This is a genomic window from Gimesia benthica, from assembly GCF_009720525.1.
GTDB lineage: Bacteria > Planctomycetota > Planctomycetia > Planctomycetales > Planctomycetaceae > Gimesia > Gimesia benthica.
In genome coordinates this window covers 5,325,056-5,346,818 of sequence record NZ_CP043930.1, presented here as the reverse complement: position 1 = coordinate 5,346,818, position 21,763 = coordinate 5,325,056, and the positions used below count along the sequence as shown (strand labels likewise).

Annotated in this window: 18 protein-coding genes; 10 read left to right on the top strand and 8 right to left on the bottom strand. The window is 55.7% G+C overall.

The features are described from left to right. Window position 1: 1 nt before the first annotated feature. Window positions 2–871, bottom strand: coding sequence for an IclR family transcriptional regulator (locus tag F1728_RS20845; protein WP_228030263.1), 870 nt, complete (start codon window positions 869–871; stop codon window positions 2–4). 45 nt (window positions 872–916) lie between these two features. Here F1728_RS20845 and F1728_RS20840 point away from each other — a divergent pair, with 45 nt between their 5' ends. Continuing rightward, on the top strand, window positions 917–2,389 hold the full coding sequence (locus tag F1728_RS20840) for a M81 family metallopeptidase (RefSeq protein WP_155365695.1): 1,473 nt from the start codon (window positions 917–919) through the stop codon (window positions 2,387–2,389). A gap of 29 nt (window positions 2,390–2,418) precedes the next feature. Further along, the gene (locus F1728_RS20835; RefSeq protein WP_155365694.1) at window positions 2,419–3,636 is read left to right on the top strand and encodes a mandelate racemase/muconate lactonizing enzyme family protein; all 1,218 of its coding nucleotides are present in this window, start codon (window positions 2,419–2,421) and stop codon (window positions 3,634–3,636) included. A 16-nt stretch (window positions 3,637–3,652) separates the two neighbouring features. Here the strand turns inward: F1728_RS20835 and F1728_RS20830 are convergent, their stop codons facing one another. Beyond that, entirely contained in the window at window positions 3,653–5,350 is a 1,698-nt protein-coding gene (locus F1728_RS20830; RefSeq protein WP_155365693.1) for a formate--tetrahydrofolate ligase, read from the bottom strand. Window positions 5,351–5,565: 215 nt separating this feature from the next. Here F1728_RS20830 and F1728_RS20825 point away from each other — a divergent pair, with 215 nt between their 5' ends. After that, entirely contained in the window at window positions 5,566–6,531 is a 966-nt protein-coding gene (locus tag F1728_RS20825) for a mannonate dehydratase (protein WP_155365692.1), read from the top strand. A gap of 278 nt (window positions 6,532–6,809) precedes the next feature. Further along, window positions 6,810–7,193, top strand: coding sequence for a hypothetical protein (locus tag F1728_RS20820; protein ID WP_155365691.1), 384 nt, complete (start codon window positions 6,810–6,812; stop codon window positions 7,191–7,193). A 102-nt stretch (window positions 7,194–7,295) separates the two neighbouring features. Here F1728_RS20820 and F1728_RS20815 read toward each other — a convergent pair whose 3' ends face one another. Together F1728_RS20815 and F1728_RS20810 are read right to left on the bottom strand one after the other, a co-directional pair. Further along, window positions 7,296–8,603 (bottom strand): Gfo/Idh/MocA family protein, encoded by a 1,308-nt coding sequence (locus F1728_RS20815; protein ID WP_155365690.1) that lies wholly within the window; start codon window positions 8,601–8,603, stop codon window positions 7,296–7,298. A gap of 177 nt (window positions 8,604–8,780) precedes the next feature. Next, a complete protein-coding gene (locus F1728_RS20810; RefSeq protein WP_155365689.1) occupies window positions 8,781–10,511 on the bottom strand; it encodes a response regulator in 1,731 nt (576 codons plus the stop codon). Window positions 10,512–10,927: 416 nt separating this feature from the next. Here F1728_RS20810 and F1728_RS20805 point away from each other — a divergent pair, with 416 nt between their 5' ends. From F1728_RS20805 to F1728_RS20790, 4 genes are all read left to right on the top strand, one after another. Further along, window positions 10,928–11,824 (top strand): diacylglycerol/lipid kinase family protein, encoded by an 897-nt coding sequence (locus tag F1728_RS20805; RefSeq protein WP_155365688.1) that lies wholly within the window; start codon window positions 10,928–10,930, stop codon window positions 11,822–11,824. Window positions 11,825–11,863: 39 nt separating this feature from the next. Continuing rightward, window positions 11,864–12,706: a 3-deoxy-8-phosphooctulonate synthase gene (gene kdsA, locus F1728_RS20800; RefSeq protein ID WP_149344159.1), complete on the top strand. Its 843-nt coding sequence runs from the start codon at window positions 11,864–11,866 to the stop codon at window positions 12,704–12,706. Between the two features lie 159 nt (window positions 12,707–12,865). Continuing rightward, entirely contained in the window at window positions 12,866–14,581 is a 1,716-nt protein-coding gene (locus tag F1728_RS20795) for a hypothetical protein (RefSeq protein WP_155365687.1), read from the top strand. Between the two features lie 43 nt (window positions 14,582–14,624). Beyond that, window positions 14,625–15,665 (top strand): bile acid:sodium symporter family protein, encoded by a 1,041-nt coding sequence (locus tag F1728_RS20790; RefSeq protein ID WP_155365686.1) that lies wholly within the window; start codon window positions 14,625–14,627, stop codon window positions 15,663–15,665. A 25-nt stretch (window positions 15,666–15,690) separates the two neighbouring features. Here F1728_RS20790 and F1728_RS20785 read toward each other — a convergent pair whose 3' ends face one another. Then, the gene (locus tag F1728_RS20785; protein ID WP_155365685.1) at window positions 15,691–16,308 is read right to left on the bottom strand and encodes a helix-turn-helix domain-containing protein; all 618 of its coding nucleotides are present in this window, start codon (window positions 16,306–16,308) and stop codon (window positions 15,691–15,693) included. 133 nt (window positions 16,309–16,441) lie between these two features. Here F1728_RS20785 and tdh point away from each other — a divergent pair, with 133 nt between their 5' ends. Beyond that, the gene (gene tdh, locus F1728_RS20780) at window positions 16,442–17,473 is read left to right on the top strand and encodes an L-threonine 3-dehydrogenase (RefSeq protein WP_145190381.1); all 1,032 of its coding nucleotides are present in this window, start codon (window positions 16,442–16,444) and stop codon (window positions 17,471–17,473) included. Window positions 17,474–17,518: 45 nt separating this feature from the next. Beyond that, window positions 17,519–18,703, top strand: a complete 1,185-nt coding sequence (locus tag F1728_RS20775) for a glycine C-acetyltransferase (RefSeq protein WP_155365684.1) — start codon at window positions 17,519–17,521, stop codon at window positions 18,701–18,703. On the opposite strand, the gene F1728_RS20770 is transcribed toward F1728_RS20775, so the two are convergent. The 3 genes from F1728_RS20770 to F1728_RS20760 form a co-directional block, all read right to left on the bottom strand. Then, window positions 18,700–19,596 (bottom strand): hypothetical protein, encoded by an 897-nt coding sequence (locus F1728_RS20770; RefSeq protein ID WP_155365683.1) that lies wholly within the window; start codon window positions 19,594–19,596, stop codon window positions 18,700–18,702. The two genes, F1728_RS20775 and F1728_RS20770, sit on opposite strands and share 4 nt — an antisense overlap. Next, complete coding sequence (locus F1728_RS20765) at window positions 19,593–20,249, bottom strand: MotA/TolQ/ExbB proton channel family protein (RefSeq protein WP_155365682.1); 657 nt, start codon at window positions 20,247–20,249, stop codon at window positions 19,593–19,595. The genes F1728_RS20770 and F1728_RS20765 overlap by 4 nt, the downstream gene beginning before the upstream one ends. A 247-nt stretch (window positions 20,250–20,496) precedes the next feature. Next, window positions 20,497–21,705: a 2,3-bisphosphoglycerate-independent phosphoglycerate mutase gene (locus F1728_RS20760; RefSeq protein WP_155365681.1), complete on the bottom strand. Its 1,209-nt coding sequence runs from the start codon at window positions 21,703–21,705 to the stop codon at window positions 20,497–20,499. Window positions 21,706–21,763 lie beyond the last annotated feature (58 nt).

Below are 21,763 nucleotides of genomic sequence, written 5' to 3'. Positions count from 1 at the left end.
CTCATCTGTTGAAATCGAGTTTTTGAGAAATCTGTTCGGCCGTTCGCAGCACGGCTTTAATGAAACGCTTTAAGGCCTTCGCATCGGCGCGGGCGGTGGGAACGCTGAGGCTGATGGCGGCGACGATGTTTTCCTGCTGATAGACGGGGGCACCGATACAGGTTACGCCGACATCGTTCTGATCCTGCTCGACGGAGTAGCCATCCTGTTGGGCCTGCTGATGAATTTTGCGAAGCTGTTTGACATCGGTCACGGTCTCTGTGGTTCGTGCCAGCAGACGCGTGCGGTTAATCAGCGCTTCCCATTCCGCATCGGTGAGTTGCAGTGTGATCGCCCGCCCCAGAGAAGTTGAATAAAAGGGATCGACACTGTCCGGCTCCACAATCCGCCGCAGGGGATGTGTGCTCTCCAGCACCCGCAGGTAACGAACATTGGTGCCCCGCAGGACACCCAGGTTAACGGTCTCTCCCGTCTCCGTATGCAGCTCCCGCAGACAGGGGTCCGCGATTTCGACCAGTCGATCTTCCAGTTCGCCGGACGCGAGCCTTCTGAGTTTGGGAGTGATTTCATAGACGCCTTTTTCAACGCGACTCACATATCCCAGGTCAACCAGTTCGCCGAGAATGCGGTGCACGGTCGGTTTATGCAGCCCCAGATCCTGCACGATTTCCAAGAGCGCCCGCGGTCCGGCGGCGGTCGCCAAAACTTCGAGAACCTGAAATGCTTTGCCCAGCGAAGAGGCTTCTTTAGTGGCAGGCATATTGGATGGCGTCTCATCTCTGGAGTGCGCTGACAGGTTACAGGGATCGGCTTGCATCCCCCACTGCGTTTCATTATAGTGAATACACCGTTCCATTTTAAGATACGACATGGAATTTTTATTGAGTTTCACTAATGTGATCTGGAGGAACCTGAGATGCGTGTCGGAATCCTGGCCTTACAGCACGAATCAAATACGTTCATCCGGACCGCGACCACTCTGGCTGATTTCGAATACGATGTCCTGGCGACGGGCGACGAGATCTACCCGATCTTTAAAAGTTCGGCCCATGAAATCGGCGGCTTCTTCGCGGGGCTAGCGGAAACAGAACTGGAAGTGGTACCGATCTTTGTGGCGCGGGCCTTGCCGGGAGGAACGATTACAGCGGAAACCGTCAACACACTGATCAACCTGATGCTCGCGGCGCTGAAGCAGGCAGGACCGCTGGATGGTCTGCTGGTCGCACCGCATGGTGCAGGCGTGAGTGAAAGTGAACGTGATCTGGATGGATACTGGCTCTCGCTGGTTCGGGATGCCGTTGGTCCGGATCTTCCCATCATCTGTACGCTGGATGCGCATGCGAATGTTTCCCAGAAGATGATCGATGCCTGTAATGCGACGATCGTTTACCGGACAAATCCGCACATCGATCAGAAGGACCGGGGAATTGAAGCAGCACGACTGATGGACCGGACTCTGAAAGGGGAGGTCAAACCAACGCAGGCGGCCTGTTTTGTGCCCGTGGCGATTAACATCGAACGCCAGCATACCTCCTCTGAACCGTGTGACTCGCTGTATTATGTCGCCAACAAAATGCTGCAGACGCCTGGCGTGCTCTCAAACAGTATAATCCTGGGGTTTCCTTACGCGGATGTCGAAGAGATGGGCTCAGGCTTCATTGTAGTGACCGACGATAATCCCGCTCAGGCCCGGGAACTGGCCGATGAACTGGGACAGACGCTGATCAACCGCCGCGATGAATTCAAAGCGCACCTGATTGGCATCGAAGACGCACTCGACCGGGCAGAGCAGATGGAAGGGCCGGTCTGTTTCCTGGACATGGGCGATAATATTGGCGGCGGTTCTCCGGCGGATGGGACAACAATTCTACATGCGATTAAAGCCCGCCGGGGGCCAACCAGCTTCGCGTGTCTGTACGATCCTGAGGCAGCACAAACGGCGATTACAGCCGGACCCGGAATTCATCTCCCCGAACTGGCGATGGGTGGAAAAACAGATGACTTGCATGGTGCCCCCCTGGTGGCGAATGTCACCGTCATCAGTGTGCATGATGGAGACTTCACGGAAGCAGAAGTCAGGCACGGAGGCAAAACCGAATTCCATATGGGACCGACGGCCGTGGTCCAGACTGATTTCGGGTTGACGATCATGCTCAACAGTCACCGCACGCCGCCGTTCAGCCTGGGGCAGTTAACGTCCTGTAATATCCATCCGGGCGACTACCAGATTCTGGTCGCCAAGGGTGTCCAGGCTCCGCTGGCCGCTTATCGTCCGGTCTGCCCGAACCTGATTCGTGTCAATACGCCAGGCGTCACTTCGGCGGACATGGAACAGTTCGACTACCAGTACCGCCGCAAGCCTTTGTTCCCGTTTGAACCGATCAATTAACTGTTTGCACTGCTGCTAAAGGAACTCTGATGCAGATCACGAAAATAGAAACGTCGATTGCCGAATCGATCATGCCCGGTCTGCTGCTGGTGCGCATTCATACCAGCGAAGGCGTTGTCGGATGCGGCGAAACTTACTATGCACCGCATGCGGTAGCAGCGATGATCCACGACTGGATGTCACACTACCTGATGGGGAAGAATCCCCTCGACATCGAGGCGCACTGGCGTTTCCTGTATGAACGGGCAACGAACTTCGGCTCCCGGGGAACCGAGCTGCGGGCGATCTCCGCGATTGACCTCGCGCTGTGGGACATCTTCGGCAAGGTCACTTCACAGCCGGTCTGGCAGCTGCTGGGTGGCTGTGTGCAGGAATCGATTCGTACCTACAACAGCTGTGGCGGTCCTTCCTATGGAGGCACCACCGAAAAAGAGAGCAAGCACACCTGGCCGGGTTACGGTTCGGTAGGAAACCAGGGGCCGCTGAATGACTACTGGTCCGCCGTCAATGAACCGGTGGAGCTGGCACGGTCATTGCTGTCAGAAGGTTATCAGGCTCTTAAAGTCTGGACGCTGGACTTCGCGGCGCACAAGACGAATGGGCCTCTGCATATCACACACGAAGACATCACGCGAGCGCTGGAACCGTTTCAGAAAATCCGGGATGCGCTGGGAAGTAATATCGAACTGATTATCGACGGCCACGGGTTCTTTCAGCTCGCGCCGGCACTCCGCATCGCGAAACGATTGCAGGAATATGACATCCTCTGGGCCGAGGACCTGCTGCGGATTGACTGTGTGGATACGCTGAGCGACTTCCGCAGCAAAGCGGGAATTCCCGTGGCGGTAAGTGAAATGTTCAACGGCCCGGACGACTTTCGGCTGGCACTGGAGAAACGGGCCGCGGACTTTGTGATGATCGATCCGACATGGGTGGGAGGTATATCACAGACGCGAAATATCACCCGTCTGGCACAGTTCTATAACATTCCCGTGGTGATGCATGACTGCACCGGACCTTTGACGTTGCTCAACGGCGTGCACGTCGCCGCGAGTTCGAATAATGTGGCCTGGCAGGAAAGTTTGCGGGCCCACTTGCGGATTCTGTATCCTCAACTGATCGACACAGCCATTGAAGTCGAAGCGGGACGAATCAAGATTCCACAGAAGCCGGGTCTGGGAGTCGCCTGGCTGCCTGAACTGTTCACGCCGGGAACGAACCAGTATCGCGCGACGACGCTGACTTAGTCACTCGGGTTGCCCGTCAATGCAGGCCGATGATTTTACCGGCATCGTCGATGTCAATTCGCAGTGCCGCCGGGTCCGAGGGCAGTCCGGGCATGGTGCGAATTTCGCCGCTCAAGGCATACAGAAAACCAGCGCCCGCAGAGAGTCGCAGATCTCGAACCGGGAAGGTAAAGCCGGTCGGTCGTCCCAGGAGGTGCGGATCGTGAGAGAGCGAGTACTGCGTTTTGGCAATGCAGATGGGAAGGTTGCCGTAGCCAAGTTGTTCGTACTCCGACATACGTCGGCGGGCCAGCGGCTCGAATTCGACGGAGGCAGCTCCATAGATGCGGGTCGCGATCGTTTCGATTTTTTCCGCGATCGGCATTTCCAAGGGATAGAGATATTCAAACTGATTCGGCAGTTCAGCGGCCTGGACGACCGCTTCGGCCAATGCAAAAGAACCTTCGCCCCCTTCACTGAAGGCGCGAGTGATGACGGCCGCTGTGGCCCCCTGTTCGAGGGCGATCTTTTGAATCTCCAGCAGTTCGCGTTCGGAATCATCGGGAAAGGCATTGATGGCGACGACGGTAGGCAGATGATACTGCTGAATAATATCCAGGTGCGCCTGCAGATTGACGGCCCCTGCGCGGAGGGCCTCCAGGTTCTCCTCCAGGAGTGCAGGTGGCAGCGGTTTCCCCGGATGGACGTCGAACTGACCACTCTGCAGTTTCAGAGCCCGGGCGGTACAGACGAGGACTTCCGCAGCGGGCTGCAGTCCACTGGCGCGGCATTTGATATCGAAAAACTTTTCTGCACCGCAGTCCGCACCAAAACCACTTTCTGTGACGACGTACTCGGCAAGTCGCAGGGCGATCTGATCGGCGATGATCGAACTGTTGCCGTGGGCAATGTTACCGAAAGGTCCTGCGTGCACGAGAAAGGGCGTCGATTCACAGCTCTGGACCAGATTAGGTCTCAGGGCATCGATGAGCAGGGCGGCCATCGCACCGGCGCAGCCCAACTGTTCGACGGTCACCGGCTGGCGGTCAAAAGTCATGCCGACGACGATGCGTCCCAGGCGCGTGCGGAGATCGCGGGGATCGCTGGCAAGGGCGAGAATTGCCATCACTTCCGAAGCAGCGGTGAGGTCGAAGCCGGTCTCGCGAAGTGGGGCCTGCGGCGGTTGATCCAGTCCACTGATGATGTGAGCCAGTCCTTTATCACAGAGATCCAGGGACCGTCGCCAGGTGATGGTCTTCGGGTTGATTTCGGGAGTTTTTCGTCGGGCGACGTGGTTATCGATGATGCTGGCCAGCAGGTTGGTGGCCGAGGTAACAGCGTGCATGTCCCCCGTGAAATGCAGGTTGATATCGGCCTGGGGCTCGAGCGTGCAGTTTCCACCGCCGGCGCCGCCCCCCTTGATGCCGAATACCGGCGCCAGGGAAGGCTCACGAAGCGTGCCGATGGTGGTATGCCCGAGTTGAGAGAGGGCCATCGCGAGCCCGATGGTGGTCACCGTTTTGCCTTCACCCAGTGGCGTGGGATTGACCGCGGTGACACCAATGTATTTTCCCAGGGGACGATCGGTGAATTTGTTCGCGAGTCCGTGCACCAGTTTGGCCTTGAGGCGTCCGTACGGTTCATAGTCGCCAGGCGCCAGACCGAGATCTTTGGCAAGGGAATCGATGTCTCTGAGAATCGGCCCGTCGGGGCTCGAAGGGGTAATGCGATGCATCTGAGAACGCCTGTCAGAAATTGGTTTGCTGTTTGATTCAAAAATGAATGCAGAATTTTACTCCAGAGTCTGCATCAGTGAAAAGCCAGAAGCTGTTAATTCTGTACGACGGTGATTGTGAAATCAGTGGATTAATATGAAAATGAATTCTGGATGACACATACAAGAACGTGTTTGCCGTGAACCTCATCCCAGCTGAAAAAAGAAAGCATCACATGCAACTGACATCGGTGGTTACGCCGTTTACCGACGAGAACCTGACAATGCTGGCCCAGATTGGAGTGACGCATGTCACAATTCGCTATCCCGGGCCAGGCCGGGAACGTCTGCAAGCATTGTGTGATCAGGTAGCAGCACAGGGATTGAAGATTGCCGCCATCGAAGGTTATCTGCCGATCGAAAATATCAAACTGGGGAACGAACGGTTTGACGCCGAGATTGCGGAAATGAAAACGCTGCTGCGCGACATGCAGGCGGTGGGCATTCCCTTTATCTGCTACAACTTCATGGCGGGTACAGACTGGGTGCGGACCAAACTGGATGCCCGCGAGCGGGGCGGGGCACTGGTGACCGGCTTTGATGTTGATGAAGCAGAGCAGGCCGTTTCCCTTTCGGAGACCACGCGGGATCAGGTATCCAGCCCGATTACAGCGGAAGAACTCTGGATCAACCTGGAACGGTTTCTCACAGAACTGGTGCCGGTGGCAGAGGAATGCGGCGTGACACTGGCGATGCATCCGGACGATCCGCCGCTGGAGACGTTCATGGGCAAAGCACGGATTATGAACTGTGTCGAAAATTTTGAACGGCTGGTGCAGCTGGTGCCCAGTACGGCGAATGCGATCTGTTTCTGCCAAGGGACGTTCGCCGAGATGGGCGTGGATATTCCGGAGACCATCCGGCGGCTGGGTCCACATATCAGGTATGTGCATTTTCGCGATATCAAGGGAACCCGCGAGCGGTTCGTGGAGACGTTTCACGATAACGGTCCAACCGACATGTATGCCGCGGTGCAGGCGTACCAGGAAATCGGTTTTACAGGGCCGATCCGTCCGGACCATGTCCCCCAGTTGGTGGGAGAGGAAGCGGGTGAGCCCGGGTATACGATGCTGGGGCGGCTGCATGCCTTCGGTTATCTGCAGGGATTGATGGAGGCAGCCCGGAAAGCCGGAAACAGCTGATTTTGCGCAGGGGAACCATCTGGGGGTGGCTGAACATCACATCACGGTCTGTTGATCTGAAAGAAAAAAGGGGAGTGGCTGGTGGATGTCTTCGCCGTATCCTGTATAATCGATAATGCAGGGCTAACCTGTGCAGTTCAACAATTGCGAGAGACGGACAGGGATGTCAGAAGCAGTTGCAGGAGGTTGCGACTTGCGAATTACTGCTGAATTGACCTGAGCCGCGCCGGCTCGGCAAGTTTAGAAACACGATGTCCTTCACTTCAGGAGTCAGTCTCATGAGAATTCGAATGCTGTCTGCAATCGCCGTAATCGCGGCCTGTTTTGCCATGCTGCCACAAGTTTCCGAAGCTGGCGGCCGGGTGACTTACTATAGTTCTCCGTTTGCTTATGTCGGTCCGGCACCAGTTTACGCCGTTCCTGCTCCGGTGACCACGAGTTACTATGTGCCCGCAATGACCGCTTACTATGCCCCCGCTGTCGTGCCCGCCCCGGTAGTGACTCCCGTCTATTACCAGACGGCACCCGCAGTTGTCGCACCGGTAACGACAACCACCTATTATGCTCCCGGCGCTTATTACGCCCCTCGCAAGGTCGTTTACAAGACTCGCGGCCCCCGGTTTTTAGCCCCCAACTACAAAACGGTTGTGAAATACAAATAAGCTGACGCGATCTGATATCAAAAACAGAAAGAGCCTGCTGATTCATAATCAGCAGGCTCTTTTTTTATGTGTTCCGAGTGAAGCAGGTTCGCTTACCTTCGCCTACAGTGTCCAGCCTTTGCGGTATTCGCGTTTGAGGTACTGGTCGGCTTCGGGGGCGTTGGTGACCTTGAGGTTTTCGGCGTCCCATTCCAGTTTCTTTCCGCCGAGACGGTAAGAGACGTTGCCCAGCAGGACGGTTTCGGTCAGTGGTCCAGCGTAGGCGAAGTTACTGCCGGTTGGTGTGCCGCTACGGATGGCGTTGAGCCATTCGATGTGATGGCTTTCGGGGCGGGTCAGATAGGGTTTGACCGGTTTGGCTTCTTTGCCGGCTTCCATGAAGACCTTGTTGCTGCCGTAGTCGGCGAGCAGGCGCCCGTCGTCCCCTTCGAAGAGGACCGCGCTGTTCTTCCCATAGACTTCCGCGCCTTTGGGTTTCCAGCCGCCGTGATACCAGGTCATGTGGACCGGGGGCAGATCGTCGCGTTCGGTGAATTCATAATCGACGCGCATGAAGCTCGGGCAGTCGTTTTCGCCTTTATGGCCTTTCTCACCAACCCCGACGACGGTTTTGGGGTACTTGAGTTTCAGGGCCCAGAAGGGCAGATCCATGTAGTGACAGCCAAAGTCGCCGAGCTGACCGTTGCCGAAGTCCCACCAGTAACGCCAGTTGAAGTGGAAGCTGGTTTCGTTATAGGGACGGAAGGGAGCTGGCCCGATCCATTGATCGTAATTGACGTAGGAGGGGGGATTGTTTTCTTTAGAGCGTTTGCCTTCGATGCGCACACCTCCGCCGACCCAGACATGCACGCGACGCACGGGACCAATTACGCCGGACTGGACCATTTCGACGACCTTGCGATAGTTGTCGGTAGCGTGGATCTGATTCCCCATCTGGGTCGGCACGCCGGCTTTGGCGGCCAGGTCAGTGAGGACGCGGGCTTCGTAGACGGAATGGGTCAGCGGTTTTTCGCAGTAGACGGGAAGGCCTTTGCGGAGGGCCATGGCTGCGGCGGGCGCGTGCATGTGATCGGGAGTGCTGACGAGCACGCCGTCCAGGTCGTCCCGATCGAGGGCATTGCGGTAATCATCGTAAGTGTCCGCGTGCGGAAATTCTTTGGAGGCCTTTTCCAGCCGCTGGGCATCGATATCACACAGGGCAACAAAGTTTTCGGATTTGGTGCCTGTGATATTGGCATAAGCGCGGGCAGCGACGCCGATGGTCGCCAGGTTCAGTTTCTCGTTGGGGCTTTTGCTTTTGTTCGCTGCTGCGAGAGAGGGGAGTGTGAGGGCAGACGAAAATGCGGGGACCGCGGTTCCTGCGATGAGTGCTTTCTTAAGAAACTCGCGGCGGTCGACGGAACGGGACATCAGCAATTCTCCTTGAGTGAGAAGTCATCCGGTGGGAAGCAGGAATATCAGGCGAACCAGAGCCGGGGGCCGGTCTATATATTAATTTTTTAATATAAAGCCGGGGCGCGTTGAAATCGAGACTGTTATGGGAAATCGGGAAATTTTGGGAGAGAAGCAGGAGGACGCGCAGACGAATCAGTTGGAGGTTTCCGAGGTGATGTCTTCGGAAATACTGACTGCTTTTTCGACGCCTGTAATCAGCTGATCGAGGCGGAAAGGTTTGTAGAGGACGCATTTCAAGCCGAGCTGGCGGGCTTTGACGATCGAGTGCGTGGGATCGTAGCCGAAGCCTGTCATCAGGATGACGGGCAAATGCTCGTGGATTTCACGGATCTGGGCGAAGCATTCGTACCCGTTCATATCGGGCAGGCGGATGTCGGCGATGACCACATCGTAGTGGAAGCTGCGGACCATCAGAAATGCTTCTTCTCCGTTATGGGCGGTCTCGACTTCACACCCCAGGCGCCCCAGCAGTTCGTGGGCGGCCCGCCTGACAGTGGCATCACTGTCGACGACAAGAACCCGCTTGTTGAGCAACTTGGGGTTCACCTGTCGCATGGTAGGCACTTTGTGGTGGTGTGGAGTCTGGGGAGCAATTTCGTCTCCCACCTGTTGGATCAGTTGCTTGATATGGCGAGTGTCTTTAAGGATACGCTGCAATCGCTCGCACACATTAGGTTCGTGTCCAATGTACCGCTCCAGAATCCAGGCAGTGTCGTTGAGGATCTCGTCGACCGGATCGACGACCCCACGCATGATTAACTCGGTACTGGCAGATGCGGTGGTCATCTTTTCGACCACCAGCAGTTCCAGTGTATTAAGGGCAATCGCGACTTCGCGACTGAAGAGTTCCAGGAAGTGCAGATCGTTTTCGTCAAAGGCACCGGCATGCGGACTTTCCACATTGAACGTTCCCAGAACTTCGTCGTGCAGATGCAGGGGGACGGTCAGGGAACTGCGGGCATCCGGGGCACCGGTCATATAAAGAGGGTCGTGGGTGGTGTCTTCACAGAGGTAGCTTTTGCCTGTCGCGGCAACGAAACCGGTGACGCCATTCCCTTCCGGTTTGGCGTAGAGCGTGCGGTTCGTGGCGACCTGCTCCATACCAACGGCGAGGAGGACATCCAGCCGTTCGGTGGCTTTGTCCAGAATGCGGATTTCGACGGTTTCGAATTCGAGGAGATCCTGGGTGTAATGCAGAATCTTGGCTTTGAGCAGTTCGATGCGGTCCTCGGTCGACATCTCGTAGATTTCTTCAGGTGAGAGGTCGCCCAGTTCCAGACCGGCCTGATAGATTGCATTCAGTTTCTGACGCTGCAGAACTTCGGCGGAGATATCTCGTACGCTGGCTACCAGGTAGGCGGGTTCCTGTTTACTGGTATTGTCGGGCTCAGTGATAACCGGCGTGACTTCCACATCGAAGTAGTTCTTATCGCCCACACGCAGACCACTCTTGGCCAGTTTGCGTGTGGAGAAGGCAGTATGGAAGGGACTGAAGTCCGGTCCCAGAATTTCAGGGGCACCGAAGGCATCGTAGAAAGAATGACCAATCAATGATTCGCGTTGATCGCAGAGCTGATTCAGGCGCTGGTTGGCCCAGATGATGCGCAGATCCGCATCGAGGACAACGACAGCGTGGGGCAGGTATTCGAGCAGTGAGCCAGACTGGATGAGTGCGAGCGGAAGGGTACCCTCAGTCGCAGGTACTACCAGCGCGGAAACATTTCCCTGGTCAAACTCCGCAATCCCCTGTGCCAGATTTTCCGGGGTCACCACCAGATAGTCTTCTGAAGAGAACTGCTGCCTCAATTCAGAGGTCTGGTCGTCTGAAGGCCCACAGAAAAGAATTTTTTGCGGATTGGTCACTATGAAAACAGCCTTTGTCCACTAAGACACTTGTTGCCTGACTTTGAGTTGTATCATGAGCGAGGACACCTGTTATATTATCCAATTTACCGGATAGGCTCACTGGAACACAAGTAATCTCAATCTTTTATTACGTATTTCTACTCATAAATGATAGAACACGATTTCCGGTTTTCAGGCTTTGCTTCAAAATATTTCGAAAGCCGGAAACATTCGAGGGACAGTACCTATGAAATCGGCTTTCCGTCAGCCAAAATTAAGAAGCAAGGTAGCGAATCTTCTATTTTTAGAAAGTTCTTCGCAGATTTGAAGAGTTTTTCTCAAGTATTCTGACCTGAAACACAGACAAACCCGCATTTCCCGTTTACCTGACCTGATCCTTTCGATAACGACCGCCACTTTGAGAACGACTGACAATGTCTGAAGCCTGGGCCGCCATTCAGAGAAATCCGATTTCCGGAAAGGGCGATCGTGCTGCGCTGATCATGGAACTGGTACAGCATCTGAAACAGCGGGGCATCCGGCCGCGTCTGTTTTCCAACCGGGAGCGGATGCAGACATATGTCGAAGAACGCACGCGTGACACGCCGCCGGTATGCATCGTCGCAGCGGGGGGAGACGGAACGGTGCAGGATGTGGTCAACCGCTATCCCGACCAGCGGATCGCGGTGTTACCTCTGGGAACCGAAAACCTGTTGGCGCGTTACCTGGGTATTCCGAAGTCCGGGGCGTTTGTGGCGGAGATGATCAAACAGGGCGCGTGCCGGGAGATCGACGTCTGCCAGCTCGATCAGCGGAAATTCGTGTTGATGGCGAGTATCGGCTTTGATGCCGCGGTGGTGGAAAACCTGGCACAGGTGAGAAAAGGGAACATTTCCTACCTGAGTTATCTGAAACCGATCCTCAGAACGCTCTACGACTACCCGTTCGAATCGCTGCTGATCAGCATTGATGATGGTGCTGAAGAAGAGACCGCCTATCATGCGATCATTGTGAATATTCCCGCCTATGGTCTGAATCTGAATTTTTCGCCGGACTCGGTCGACCATGATGGCATGTTGGACCTGATCCTTTTTCGTCGGCGGGGCGTCTTCAGCATGCTGCTCTACTTGTGGCAGATTATCCGTGGAACGCATCTGACGTCGAAACACGTTCAGAAGATTCAGGCCCGCTCGCTGCGGATTCAGGCCACCCGGCCGGTACCGATTCAGACCGACGGAGATTCCTCCGGGTTGACACCGGCCGAAATCAGGGTGATTCCCCGGGGGCTGAAGCTGATCGTCCCTTGCCCCGCTCCGTCGATTGAACCATAATTCGTAAAAATCTCCGACTCCCACTGAAAGGATTCTCCCGTGGCTCAAAACCCCGTAACGATTGGCAAGCTGCAGTGCGGCACTCAGTTACCGCTGTTGTTCATTGCCGGCCCCTGCGTAATCGAAAGCGAAGAACTGGTACTGAGCACCGCGGAGCGACTGGCCGAGATCGCCGCCCGGGATAACCTGTCACTGGTTTTTAAATGCAGCTTTGATAAAGCGAACCGAACCAGCGTCGACAGTTTCCGTGGACCGGGACTGGAAGCGGGCCTCGAGATTCTGGCGAAAGTCAAACAGGTGACGGGGCTGGATGTGACTACCGACATTCACGAACCGGGGCAGGCGGCTCCGGCGGCGGAAGTCTGTCGGATTCTGCAGATCCCTGCCTTCCTGGCACGACAGACCGATCTGCTGGAAGCGGCTTCCAAAGCAGCTCTCAAACATGGGGGTGTGGTGAATATCAAGAAGCCTCAATTCGTGGCTCCTGAAGACTGTATCCATGCCGTCAAGAAATGTGAGGCTTTCGGACAGGAACAGCTGCTGCTGACCGAACGGGGCACGACCTTCGGCTACGGTCGGCTGGTAAATGATATGCGGTGTATCCCCATCATGCAGCAGATGGGGCCGCCGGTCATCTTTGATGCGACTCACAGCGTGCAGACTCCGGGAGGCAAATCGACCGGCGGACAGCGGGAGATGATCCCCTACCTGGCCCGGGCTGCTGTTGCCTGCGGTTGTGACGGGATCTTCGCCGAGACGCATCCCGATCCCTCACAGGCGCTCAGTGACGGCCCGAATATGCTGCCGCTGGAAGAGTTTGCCCGTTTTGCGCTGGATTTGCAGCGGTTTCGTACCCTGGTGAATGAAAACAGCGCCCTTTAAGACATTCCATCTGCCCGGGAATCGGTTATAGTATAGATAACAGACAGTTGAATGATCGATCTTCTGTCGGCTCATCACCTGTGAATGCACCGCATCTTCAACATCACATTTCCATCAGTGACAGGTGGAAATGTACCATACTACGAAACCACAACTGCTATGATTCTGACTTCTCTGCTCCGCCAAGATTCCGGAAAACGCCCGTCTGTTCTGGCCGGCGTCAGTCTGTTCTGCCTGTTGCTCAACTGTCTGATTTCGCTTCCGGGTTGCAAAGACAACACGAAAAAGAAAGGCGGCGGAACGAAAACCAGTGCCGCCAATCCGGCAGCGGAACAGGAAGATCCGGAGTGTCACAGTTATATCGATAATGCGATTAACATGATGCAGCCGGAACGGATGGGAATCAGTTCGACGCTGACAGGGGCTCTCTCCCTCTTGAACGAGTGGGCTGGCATGTGTGGCAAATTCGATGCAGAGCCTCCGACCCTGAAAGATTCTCAGCGAACGTTCCTGAAGAAATACCTGAGCGAAGAACAGCTGGCAAAGCTGGAGCTGACCCGCTTCACGGAGATCGACGGAAAATTCATCAGAGATTCACAGCTGTTTAATGGAATGGTGACCGCGGCGATCGAGGGCAAGAAAAATGACCGGGATCGCGCTACCGCTGCCTTTTATTACTGCATGAACAACATCGATCTGGTTCCCGATGCAAAGAACGCACTGCCTCTGGGACCGTATGAAATCTGTGTCATTGGATCCGGAAGTGCGAAGCAGCGGGCCTGGGTCTTCATCGACCTGATGCGTCAACTGCGGATTGATGCGGTGCTGTTCGAAGCAGCGAAACCGGCCCCGTATAAGCTGCTGGTCGGTGTGCTGTTGGAAGACCAGATTTATCTTTACGATCCGGTACTCGGCATGCCGATCCCATCGCCTGAGCAGCCTGCGGATACGATTCAGATTCAAATACCCGCGACGTTTGCTGAGGTCCAGAAAGATCCCGCGCTGCTGAAAAATCTGTACGGTAAATATGCCGAGAGTCGTTTCTCTGCTGAGGAACTGAAAACGGCCCAGGTTGAAATCATCGGTCGCAGTTGCGAGTGGGCATCACGCATGCGTCGCCTGGAAGACTCGCTGTCGCGGAAACAGACATTCGTGCTGTATCGAAACCTGGATCCCCTGGAAGGGGACCCGGGGTTCATTGGCCACGTCCAATCGATCGGTAAAGGAATTTTGAAAGAAAACCCGCTCGTGGTTTCGGAATATGCCGATCAGGAAATCGACAAGAGTGAAGCGGTCACCGGTGAAGAAGCCAAGAAACTGGCGATGGTCAAACTGCCGTTTCGCGCTCCGGTGCCTTATGACGTCAAAGGGCGCAAAGAAAACGCCCAGGGATTCTTTGAAGTTCCCTGGGGGAGCCCGACCAAGAAGCTGCTCAAGACCCGCATCACACAGTTGATGGGGAATCAGTCGGCGGCGATCAAAAGTTATGTCTCGACCCGACTGGAGGAACGCTTCCCCGTGGATCTGGTTGTCCCGCCGGATATCCGGCAGATGCACGTTCTGGCCGCTCAGAATGCAGCCTACTTCATGGCGATTGGACAGTTCATCCAGGGTGAATACGCGAGTGCAGCGCGCTCGTTTGACACCTTCCTGCGACACCGGTTCTATATTCACCGTGACGGTCAGGGAAAGTGGCTGGGACGCTCGCTGTCTGTGATGTTCCACATGGCGATTGCGGATGCAGAATCGGACAAGCTGAACAGTGCGATCTTTTCGCTGTCTGAGAACGAGAAACACAGCCCCGAAGCGATGCAGCCCGCGTTTGCTTATTTCAGTGAACGCTGGAAGACAATCCGGGATAACAACAAAAAGTAACCCCCTGCTGCTCACCCGCCCCATACGAACTGAAAACTGAGTCATGCTTGCCTTTTTTCGACGCCGCTGGTTTCTGCTCTGCATTACGGTTGTAATTGCCTGCGGCGTCTATGCCGGTCACGAAGGATCGCAGGAAACGCTGTCACACTTAAAGCAGTTCATTCGCCCTTCGTGGCTGACGGCGATTGTGTTGTTTCTGATGTCACTCAGTCTCAACTCCGAGCATCTGCTCTCTTCGATCCGCAAGCCGGGACCGATGTTTCTCTCGCTGGCAACGAATATCATACTGCTGCCGTTGATTGCCTGGGCACTGCTGCCGCTACAGCTGACTGCCGACTTTCAAATTGGCCTGGTAATCATGGCGTGTGTTCCGTGCACCCTGTGTGGTGCATCGGTCTGGACCCGGCGGGGGGGCGGAAACGACGGCGTGTCGCTGATGGTGACGATGATCACCAACGGTGCCTGCTTTCTGACGGTCCCTTTCTGGATTCTGTTGATCACCTCGCGCGAAATCGAATTCGACCGCTTCGCCATGGTCACCAAGCTGTTTTATGCAGCAATGCTGCCGGTACTGTTCGGCCAGATCCTGCGGATGAACAAGACCATCAAACAGTTTGCCGATCGGATTACTTCGCGACTGGGCACCGTGGCACTGATCTTCGTGCTGTTCATGGTACTGCTGGCTGCGGTGCAGACCGGTTATGGCATTCAGACTTCGGAAGTAGGCATCTCACTGGCAGCGGTTGCGGTGGTCTGGATCAGCTGCATCGTGGTGCACGTGGGAGGTTTTTTCACCAATCTGCTGCTGGGTAAAACGTTCCAGTTTCATCCGCGGGACCAGATTGCCAGTGCGATTGCAGGGAGTCAGAAGACATTGCCGATCGCGGTCTTCGTGGCAACGGACGCGTCGATGTTTGGTAACGCGGGAATTCCGTCGGCAGTCTTTCCCCTGTTGATGTTTCACACGTCGCAGTTCTTTATCGACACGATCCTGGCTGATCGACACCGCGAAAAGTACATGACCTCGTCGGAACCGGAGTCCGTGGAAACGGAAGCACAGCCGGTCTCTGCCTGCGAGCAGTAAGCTATCGCCCGGGGTTTTGTCAGACTCAGTTCTGATAGATAACGACCAGGAACAGGAAGGCTTCGCCGCGGCCGGCGTTACTGATGGTGTGCGGCACATCAACCCGATAGCTGGCGGAATCGCCAGGGCCGAGCACCGTTGTATCGTCGCCGGACTGCAGTTCAATTTTGCCTTTTTCGACAGTCAGAAATTCGCGAGTCCCCTTAAAGTGGGGTGCGCTTTGCAGCTTCCCGTTGGTGTGTAGTTGCACTTCATAAAACTCGACGTCCTTTTCGAGGTGCAGCGGGGAGAGCGTACGAATGCGGCACTCGTCGTCGGAACGATAATGGAACGTGCGATCGTCGGCCCGGATGACTTCAATTGATGAGGTGGAAATCGGTGCTTCGACCAGTTCGCCCAGGGCGATGCCGAAGGCCTGTGAGATCCGCACCGTGACGGCCAGCGTGGGATTGGCTTCGCCCCGCTCGATCTGACTCAGCATGGAACGACTGACACCGCAGGCGGCCGAGAGGGAATCGAGCGACCAGCCACGCTCTTTCCGCAGGGTGCGTACGCGCTGCGAAAGCTGCCCGCTGATCTCATCGGGGGAGAGCTCAGGCGCAGGTTTGCTGGCGGTCTGTTTTCCTGGCGAAGGCGCAGCCATTTCTTTTTCCAATATATCGGATTATGACTCTTGCAAAATGGATATCGATTTTCTATTATACTGGATAATCAGGCATTATAAAGGATTCAGTCCGCTGATCCTCCAAAATATTTCTGCACGCCGGGGTGAAATCATGAAGGCACTCGTAAAGAAAGAGTCAAAGCCGGGTCTCTGGCTGGAAGAAGTCCCCAAACCGACAATCGGCATCAATGATGTGCTGATCAAAGTCGATCGGACGGGGATCTGCGGCACCGATGTCCATATCTACAAATGGGACGACTGGGCACAGAAGACGATTCCGGTGCCAATGGTGGTCGGCCACGAATTTGTAGGCGAGATTGTGGAAGTCGGCTCGAACGTGGCTGATTATGTTCCCGGCGAAATCGTCAGCGGAGAAGGGCACGTGGTCTGTGGTCGCTGTCGGAACTGTTTCGCGGGACGGCGACACCTGTGTGCCCATACGCGGGGCGTGGGAGTGAATCGTCCGGGTGCGTTTGCCGAATACATTTCTCTGCCGATGACCAACATCTGGCATCATGACGACTCCATTGACCGGGATGTGGCTTCGATTTTCGACCCCTTCGGTAACGCCGTACATACGGCCCTCTCGTTTGACGTGCTGGGAGAAGACGTTCTGATTACCGGTGCAGGACCGATTGGTGTGATGGCGGCAGCTGTCGTTAAACATGCGGGAGCCCGACATGTGGTCGTCACTGATGTGAACCCGTACCGGTTGGAACTCGCGAAAAAGATGGGGGCAACACTCGCGCTGGACGTGCGGGATAATACGATTGCCAACGCCCAGAAAGAACTGGGGATGACCGAAGGCTTCGATGTGGGGCTGGAGATGTCGGGGAACCCGGTCGCGTTTCGGGACATGCTCAACAACATGTGCCACGGCGGTAAGATCGCGATGCTGGGAATCCCGGAAAAAGAGATTGCCATCGACTGGAACATTGTTGTGTTCAACATGCTGACGCTGAAAGGGATCTACGGTCGCGAAATGTACGAGACCTGGTATAAGATGACAGTCATGCTGCAGAGCGGGCTGGATATCAGTCCGATCATTACACACCGTTTTCATGCCAGCGAATTTGAAAAAGGGTTCGAGGTGATGATGTCGGGCCAGTCCGGCAAGGTGATTCTCGACTGGAATGAGATGTAAGACAGAATACGTCACGACGCCACAAACTTTAGCAGGATAAATCCCATGTACGGATCGATCAAACAGGAACTGGAAAAGACGCTCGCAGAAATCAAGGACGCCGGTCTGTATAAGTCGGAGCGGATCATCACCACGCCGCAGGATGCACACATTCGCGTGGCAGCCGGTGAGCCGGTATTGAATATGTGCGCGAACAATTATCTCGGACTGGCCGAACATCCGGAGGTGATTGCAGCTGCCCACGAGGGTCTGGATCAGTGGGGTTACGGTTTGTCCTCGGTCCGGTTCATCTGTGGGACCCAGTCGATACACAAGGACCTGGAGCAGAAACTGAGTACGTTCCTGGGGACTGAAGATACGATCCTGTATACTTCGTGCTTCGATGCCAACGGCGGGCTGTTTGAGACACTGCTCACGAAAGAGGATGCGATCATTTCGGATGAGTTGAACCATGCGAGCATCATTGACGGCGTGCGGCTCTGCAAAGCGCAGCGGTTCCGCTACAAGAACAACAATATGCAGGACCTGGAAGAACAACTCAAGGCGGCTGAGTCGGCCCGCTTCCGCCTGATTGCCACCGATGGTGTGTTTTCAATGGACGGCTACATTGCGAATCTGCCGGCGATCTGTGATCTGGCGGATAAATATGATGCGCTGGTGATGGTCGACGATTCGCATGCGGTCGGTTTCATGGGAGCCCACGGCAAAGGGACGCATGAATTCCACGACGTGATGGAGCGAATTGACATTCTGACGGGAACGCTGGGCAAGGCACTCGGTGGTGCCAGCGGTGGTTACACCAGTGGTCGCAAGGAAGTGATCGATCTGCTGCGGCAGCGATCGCGTCCGTATCTGTTCTCTAATTCCGTCGCACCGCCGATTGTGGCTGCGTCGATCAAAGCCATCGACCTGCTGACCGCTTCGACGGAACTCCGCGACAAGCTGGAAGCGAACACGAAACATTTCCGCGCGGGAATCTCACAGGTCGGCTTTGATGTGCTGCCAGGCGAGCATCCGATTGTGCCCATCATGCTGGGTGATGCGTCGCTGGCGGCCCAGGTTGCCGACGCATTACTGCAGAAGGGGATCTACGTGATCGGGTTCTCGTATCCCGTCGTGCCACAGGGTAAGGCGCGCATTCGGACCCAGATTTCCGCGGCGCACTCGATTGAAGACCTCGATTTCGCGATCGAGAAATTCAAAGAGGTCCGCGAAGAGCTGGGAATTTAACGGGACTCGGCCGGCGGTTGCTTCGTTGTAGCAGTCGGCTGCGGCACAAAGCCCATCACCGCGTATTCGAAGCGGGTGCGACCACTGCTGTCGGTCCGCATCCGTTCTGCGACCAGGGGGAGTCCCTGTGTGGCGGCGAAACGAACGGAGGCTTTGGCATCGCCGTAAGAGAAGAGAATGATCACCAGGCTCTTAGGCTGCGGGGTCGTTTTGTAGACAGCATAAAAGCGATCGACGAACTCTGCCTGCGATTCCGCCCGGAAACTGGCTGACTTGTCACCAATCTGCAGTTCAAAGACGCCATTCTCGGTCAGATAGAGATCCCAGATGTCGCTGCGTTTGGTGAGTTCGTCGTAGGTCAGGAAGTGCCGCACGACATCTTCGCCGCGAGCCTCGGCCAGTTCCTTGAGCTGTTTTCTGACGCGTTCCCGTTGTTCGCGGGTTTCCGGGGAATCGGGAGTCCCCTTGGATTTCAGCAGCGGATCCAGCGTGTCTTCCGGTAGCTGGAACAACTGTTGTACGAGTTCGCCGACCCGGTCGCGCTGATCACGCAGGCGTTCGATCTGCTCGGACTGTTCCATCTGCGTTTTTTCTGACTGCTGCTGCAGCAACCTCATGCTTTCCTGCGTGACGGCATTGGCTTCCCGGGCTTTCTCGATCGCCTCGAGTGCTTTGGTTTTCTCTGCGGAGAGTTGTTTTAACCGCTCCGCCTCCGATGCCTGGAGTTGCTGCAGATGTGTGAGTTGTTCTTCCGCCTGTGTGACTTTGGTCTCGGCGCGTTGTTCGATGCGGGCGGTCGTCTCCTGCGTGTCCATGAATTGCGCAAAGATGACAATCAGGAGCAGGTCGAGCAGGGGTGTGAGCTGGAAGGTTAAGCGACGGCGGCTGATCATGATTTCGCGGCACTCCCCTCTGCGAATGCCAGCTCCCGTTTGGCGCAGACTACGGTATCGCGGACATGCTGCCGGTTTTCGACCAGACCGAGAAACGAGGTTTCGAGGATACTGTTGATAAACATCAGCAGAATGGCAGCAGCCAGACCGGCGAATGTGGACCAGATGGCATCGCCGAAGTGACTGACGATGGAACTGATGGCGGAGCCGTTTTCGGCACCGGTATTTGCCTGCAGAGCCGCGCCCATGGCGAGGATCGTCCCCAGGACCCCGGCGAGGGGGTAGGCTTCGATCATCGTGCGACAGATGTTGTAGCAGGTCTCGAAGAAGTGGGAATTAAGATAGCGGCGTTTTTCATCGAGAATATGCACGCGTTCGGAGAGCACCTTGCGGTCGGCCGGGTTGGCGCCTGGTTCAATGGTTTCGTTGACGTCTGCGAGAAAGGCTTCGATCTGATCGGAGAGGTGACCGGTAGAATCGAGCAGGCTGCGGTGCTTGAGGCCACGGGTGAAGTCATCCAGGGATGAAGCGATGCCTCGCAGGTCGCGGCGGGACCAGACCCAGAGTACGAAAAAGAAGAACAGGTGTGCTCCACAGGCCAGAATAATGATGAAGGTGGAGAGTCCTGAAAGCTGGCTTAAGTACTGCGACATCAATGACACCCGGAGTTGAAGATAGTTTGGTCCCTGTTCTGTGTCCGACCTGGCGCACAGTCCCTGTCTAACAAACGTGTTTATTAGCAGGATCGATCAAAATCATCTGGTTTCCTTGATCTTTCCTGTCGATCGGCGACTGCAGTCCATTTTACACTCCAGTCACAACGAATATAACGAAAAAGGATGCCGCCTTCCGCAGAAGGGGCATCCTTTGAGGGTCTGGTTTTACTGATTCCGGCTGGGATCAGGCACCATATTTTTCCAGGCGACCGGCGTGCGCCATCGCCATGGACATCAGGTACTTGGCTTCGAACTGTCCCAGTCCACCTTTGATGCACTCAGATTCACCGAAACTCTGGCAGCCGTCGAAGCGGGCGTTTTCCGCAGACAGCAGCACGGGTACGGGGTGCCAGCTGTGCGATTTCATTTTGGACGGTGTACTGTGGTCGCCGGTGACGATGAGCACATCGGGCTTGAGTGCCTTGATGCGGGGGATGCAGGAATCGACTTCTTCGGTCTTGGCGACCTTGGCAGCGAAGTTACCATCTTCGCCGGTGGAGTCGGTGTACTTGTAGTGCACGAAGAAGAAGTCGTAATCGTCCCAGATCTTTTCGAGGCAGTCCATCTGCGATTCAAGGGTCTGGCCGGCATCTTTGACGTCCATGCTGACCAGGCGGGCCAGTCCACGGTACATCGGATAGACGGCGATGGCAGCGGCACGAGTGCCGTAGACTTCTTCGAAGGTGGGGATCTCCGGCATCTTGGCGATGCCCCGCATGGTGAGCAGGTTGGCAGGACGATCGTCTTTGAGGATCTCGCCAGCCTGCCTCAGGAATTCCTTACAGATCTCGGCGGTCTTCTGAGAGGCTTCGTTCTGTCCGACCGGTTCGAGAGGAGGTACGCCGGTTTTCTGAGGATCGGTATCCTTGATGTCGCCGCCCAGGCCTTTGGCCCGCAGCACGATCACCAGACGGTATTCTTTCACGGGACGGACGAAAACTTCGACGCCGGGGATTTCGATCTGATCGAGTTTCTTGCAGAGTTCAACGCCGATATCGCTGGCGATGCGGCCGGCACGACGGTCGGTGATGTTGCCATCATCGTCGAGCGTACAGAAGTTGCCACGGATGGCGACGTCATCGGGACCGAGTTCAAAATCGATGCCCAGAGCTTCGAGTACACCGCGACCGATGTTGAACTGCAGCGGATCGTAGCCGAACAGTCCAAGGTGACCGGGGCCACTCCCGGGAGTGATGCCGGGGAGCACGGGAATGCTGCGTCCCAGGGTTCCGTTTTTGGCCAGTTCGTCGAGGTTGGGGGTGTTGGCTGTTTCCAGTTCGGTTTTTCCGCCCGGTTCCAGGGGGAGTCCGCCCAGTCCGTCAGAGACGAGCAGGACGATCTTGGAATCATTTTTCTTCTGCAGTTTTTTCATTAACGCATGCAAATCAGCCATTGAAATACTCAAACCTTATATTCTTATGTTTATATATGATGGAGCGGGTCGTGAGCCC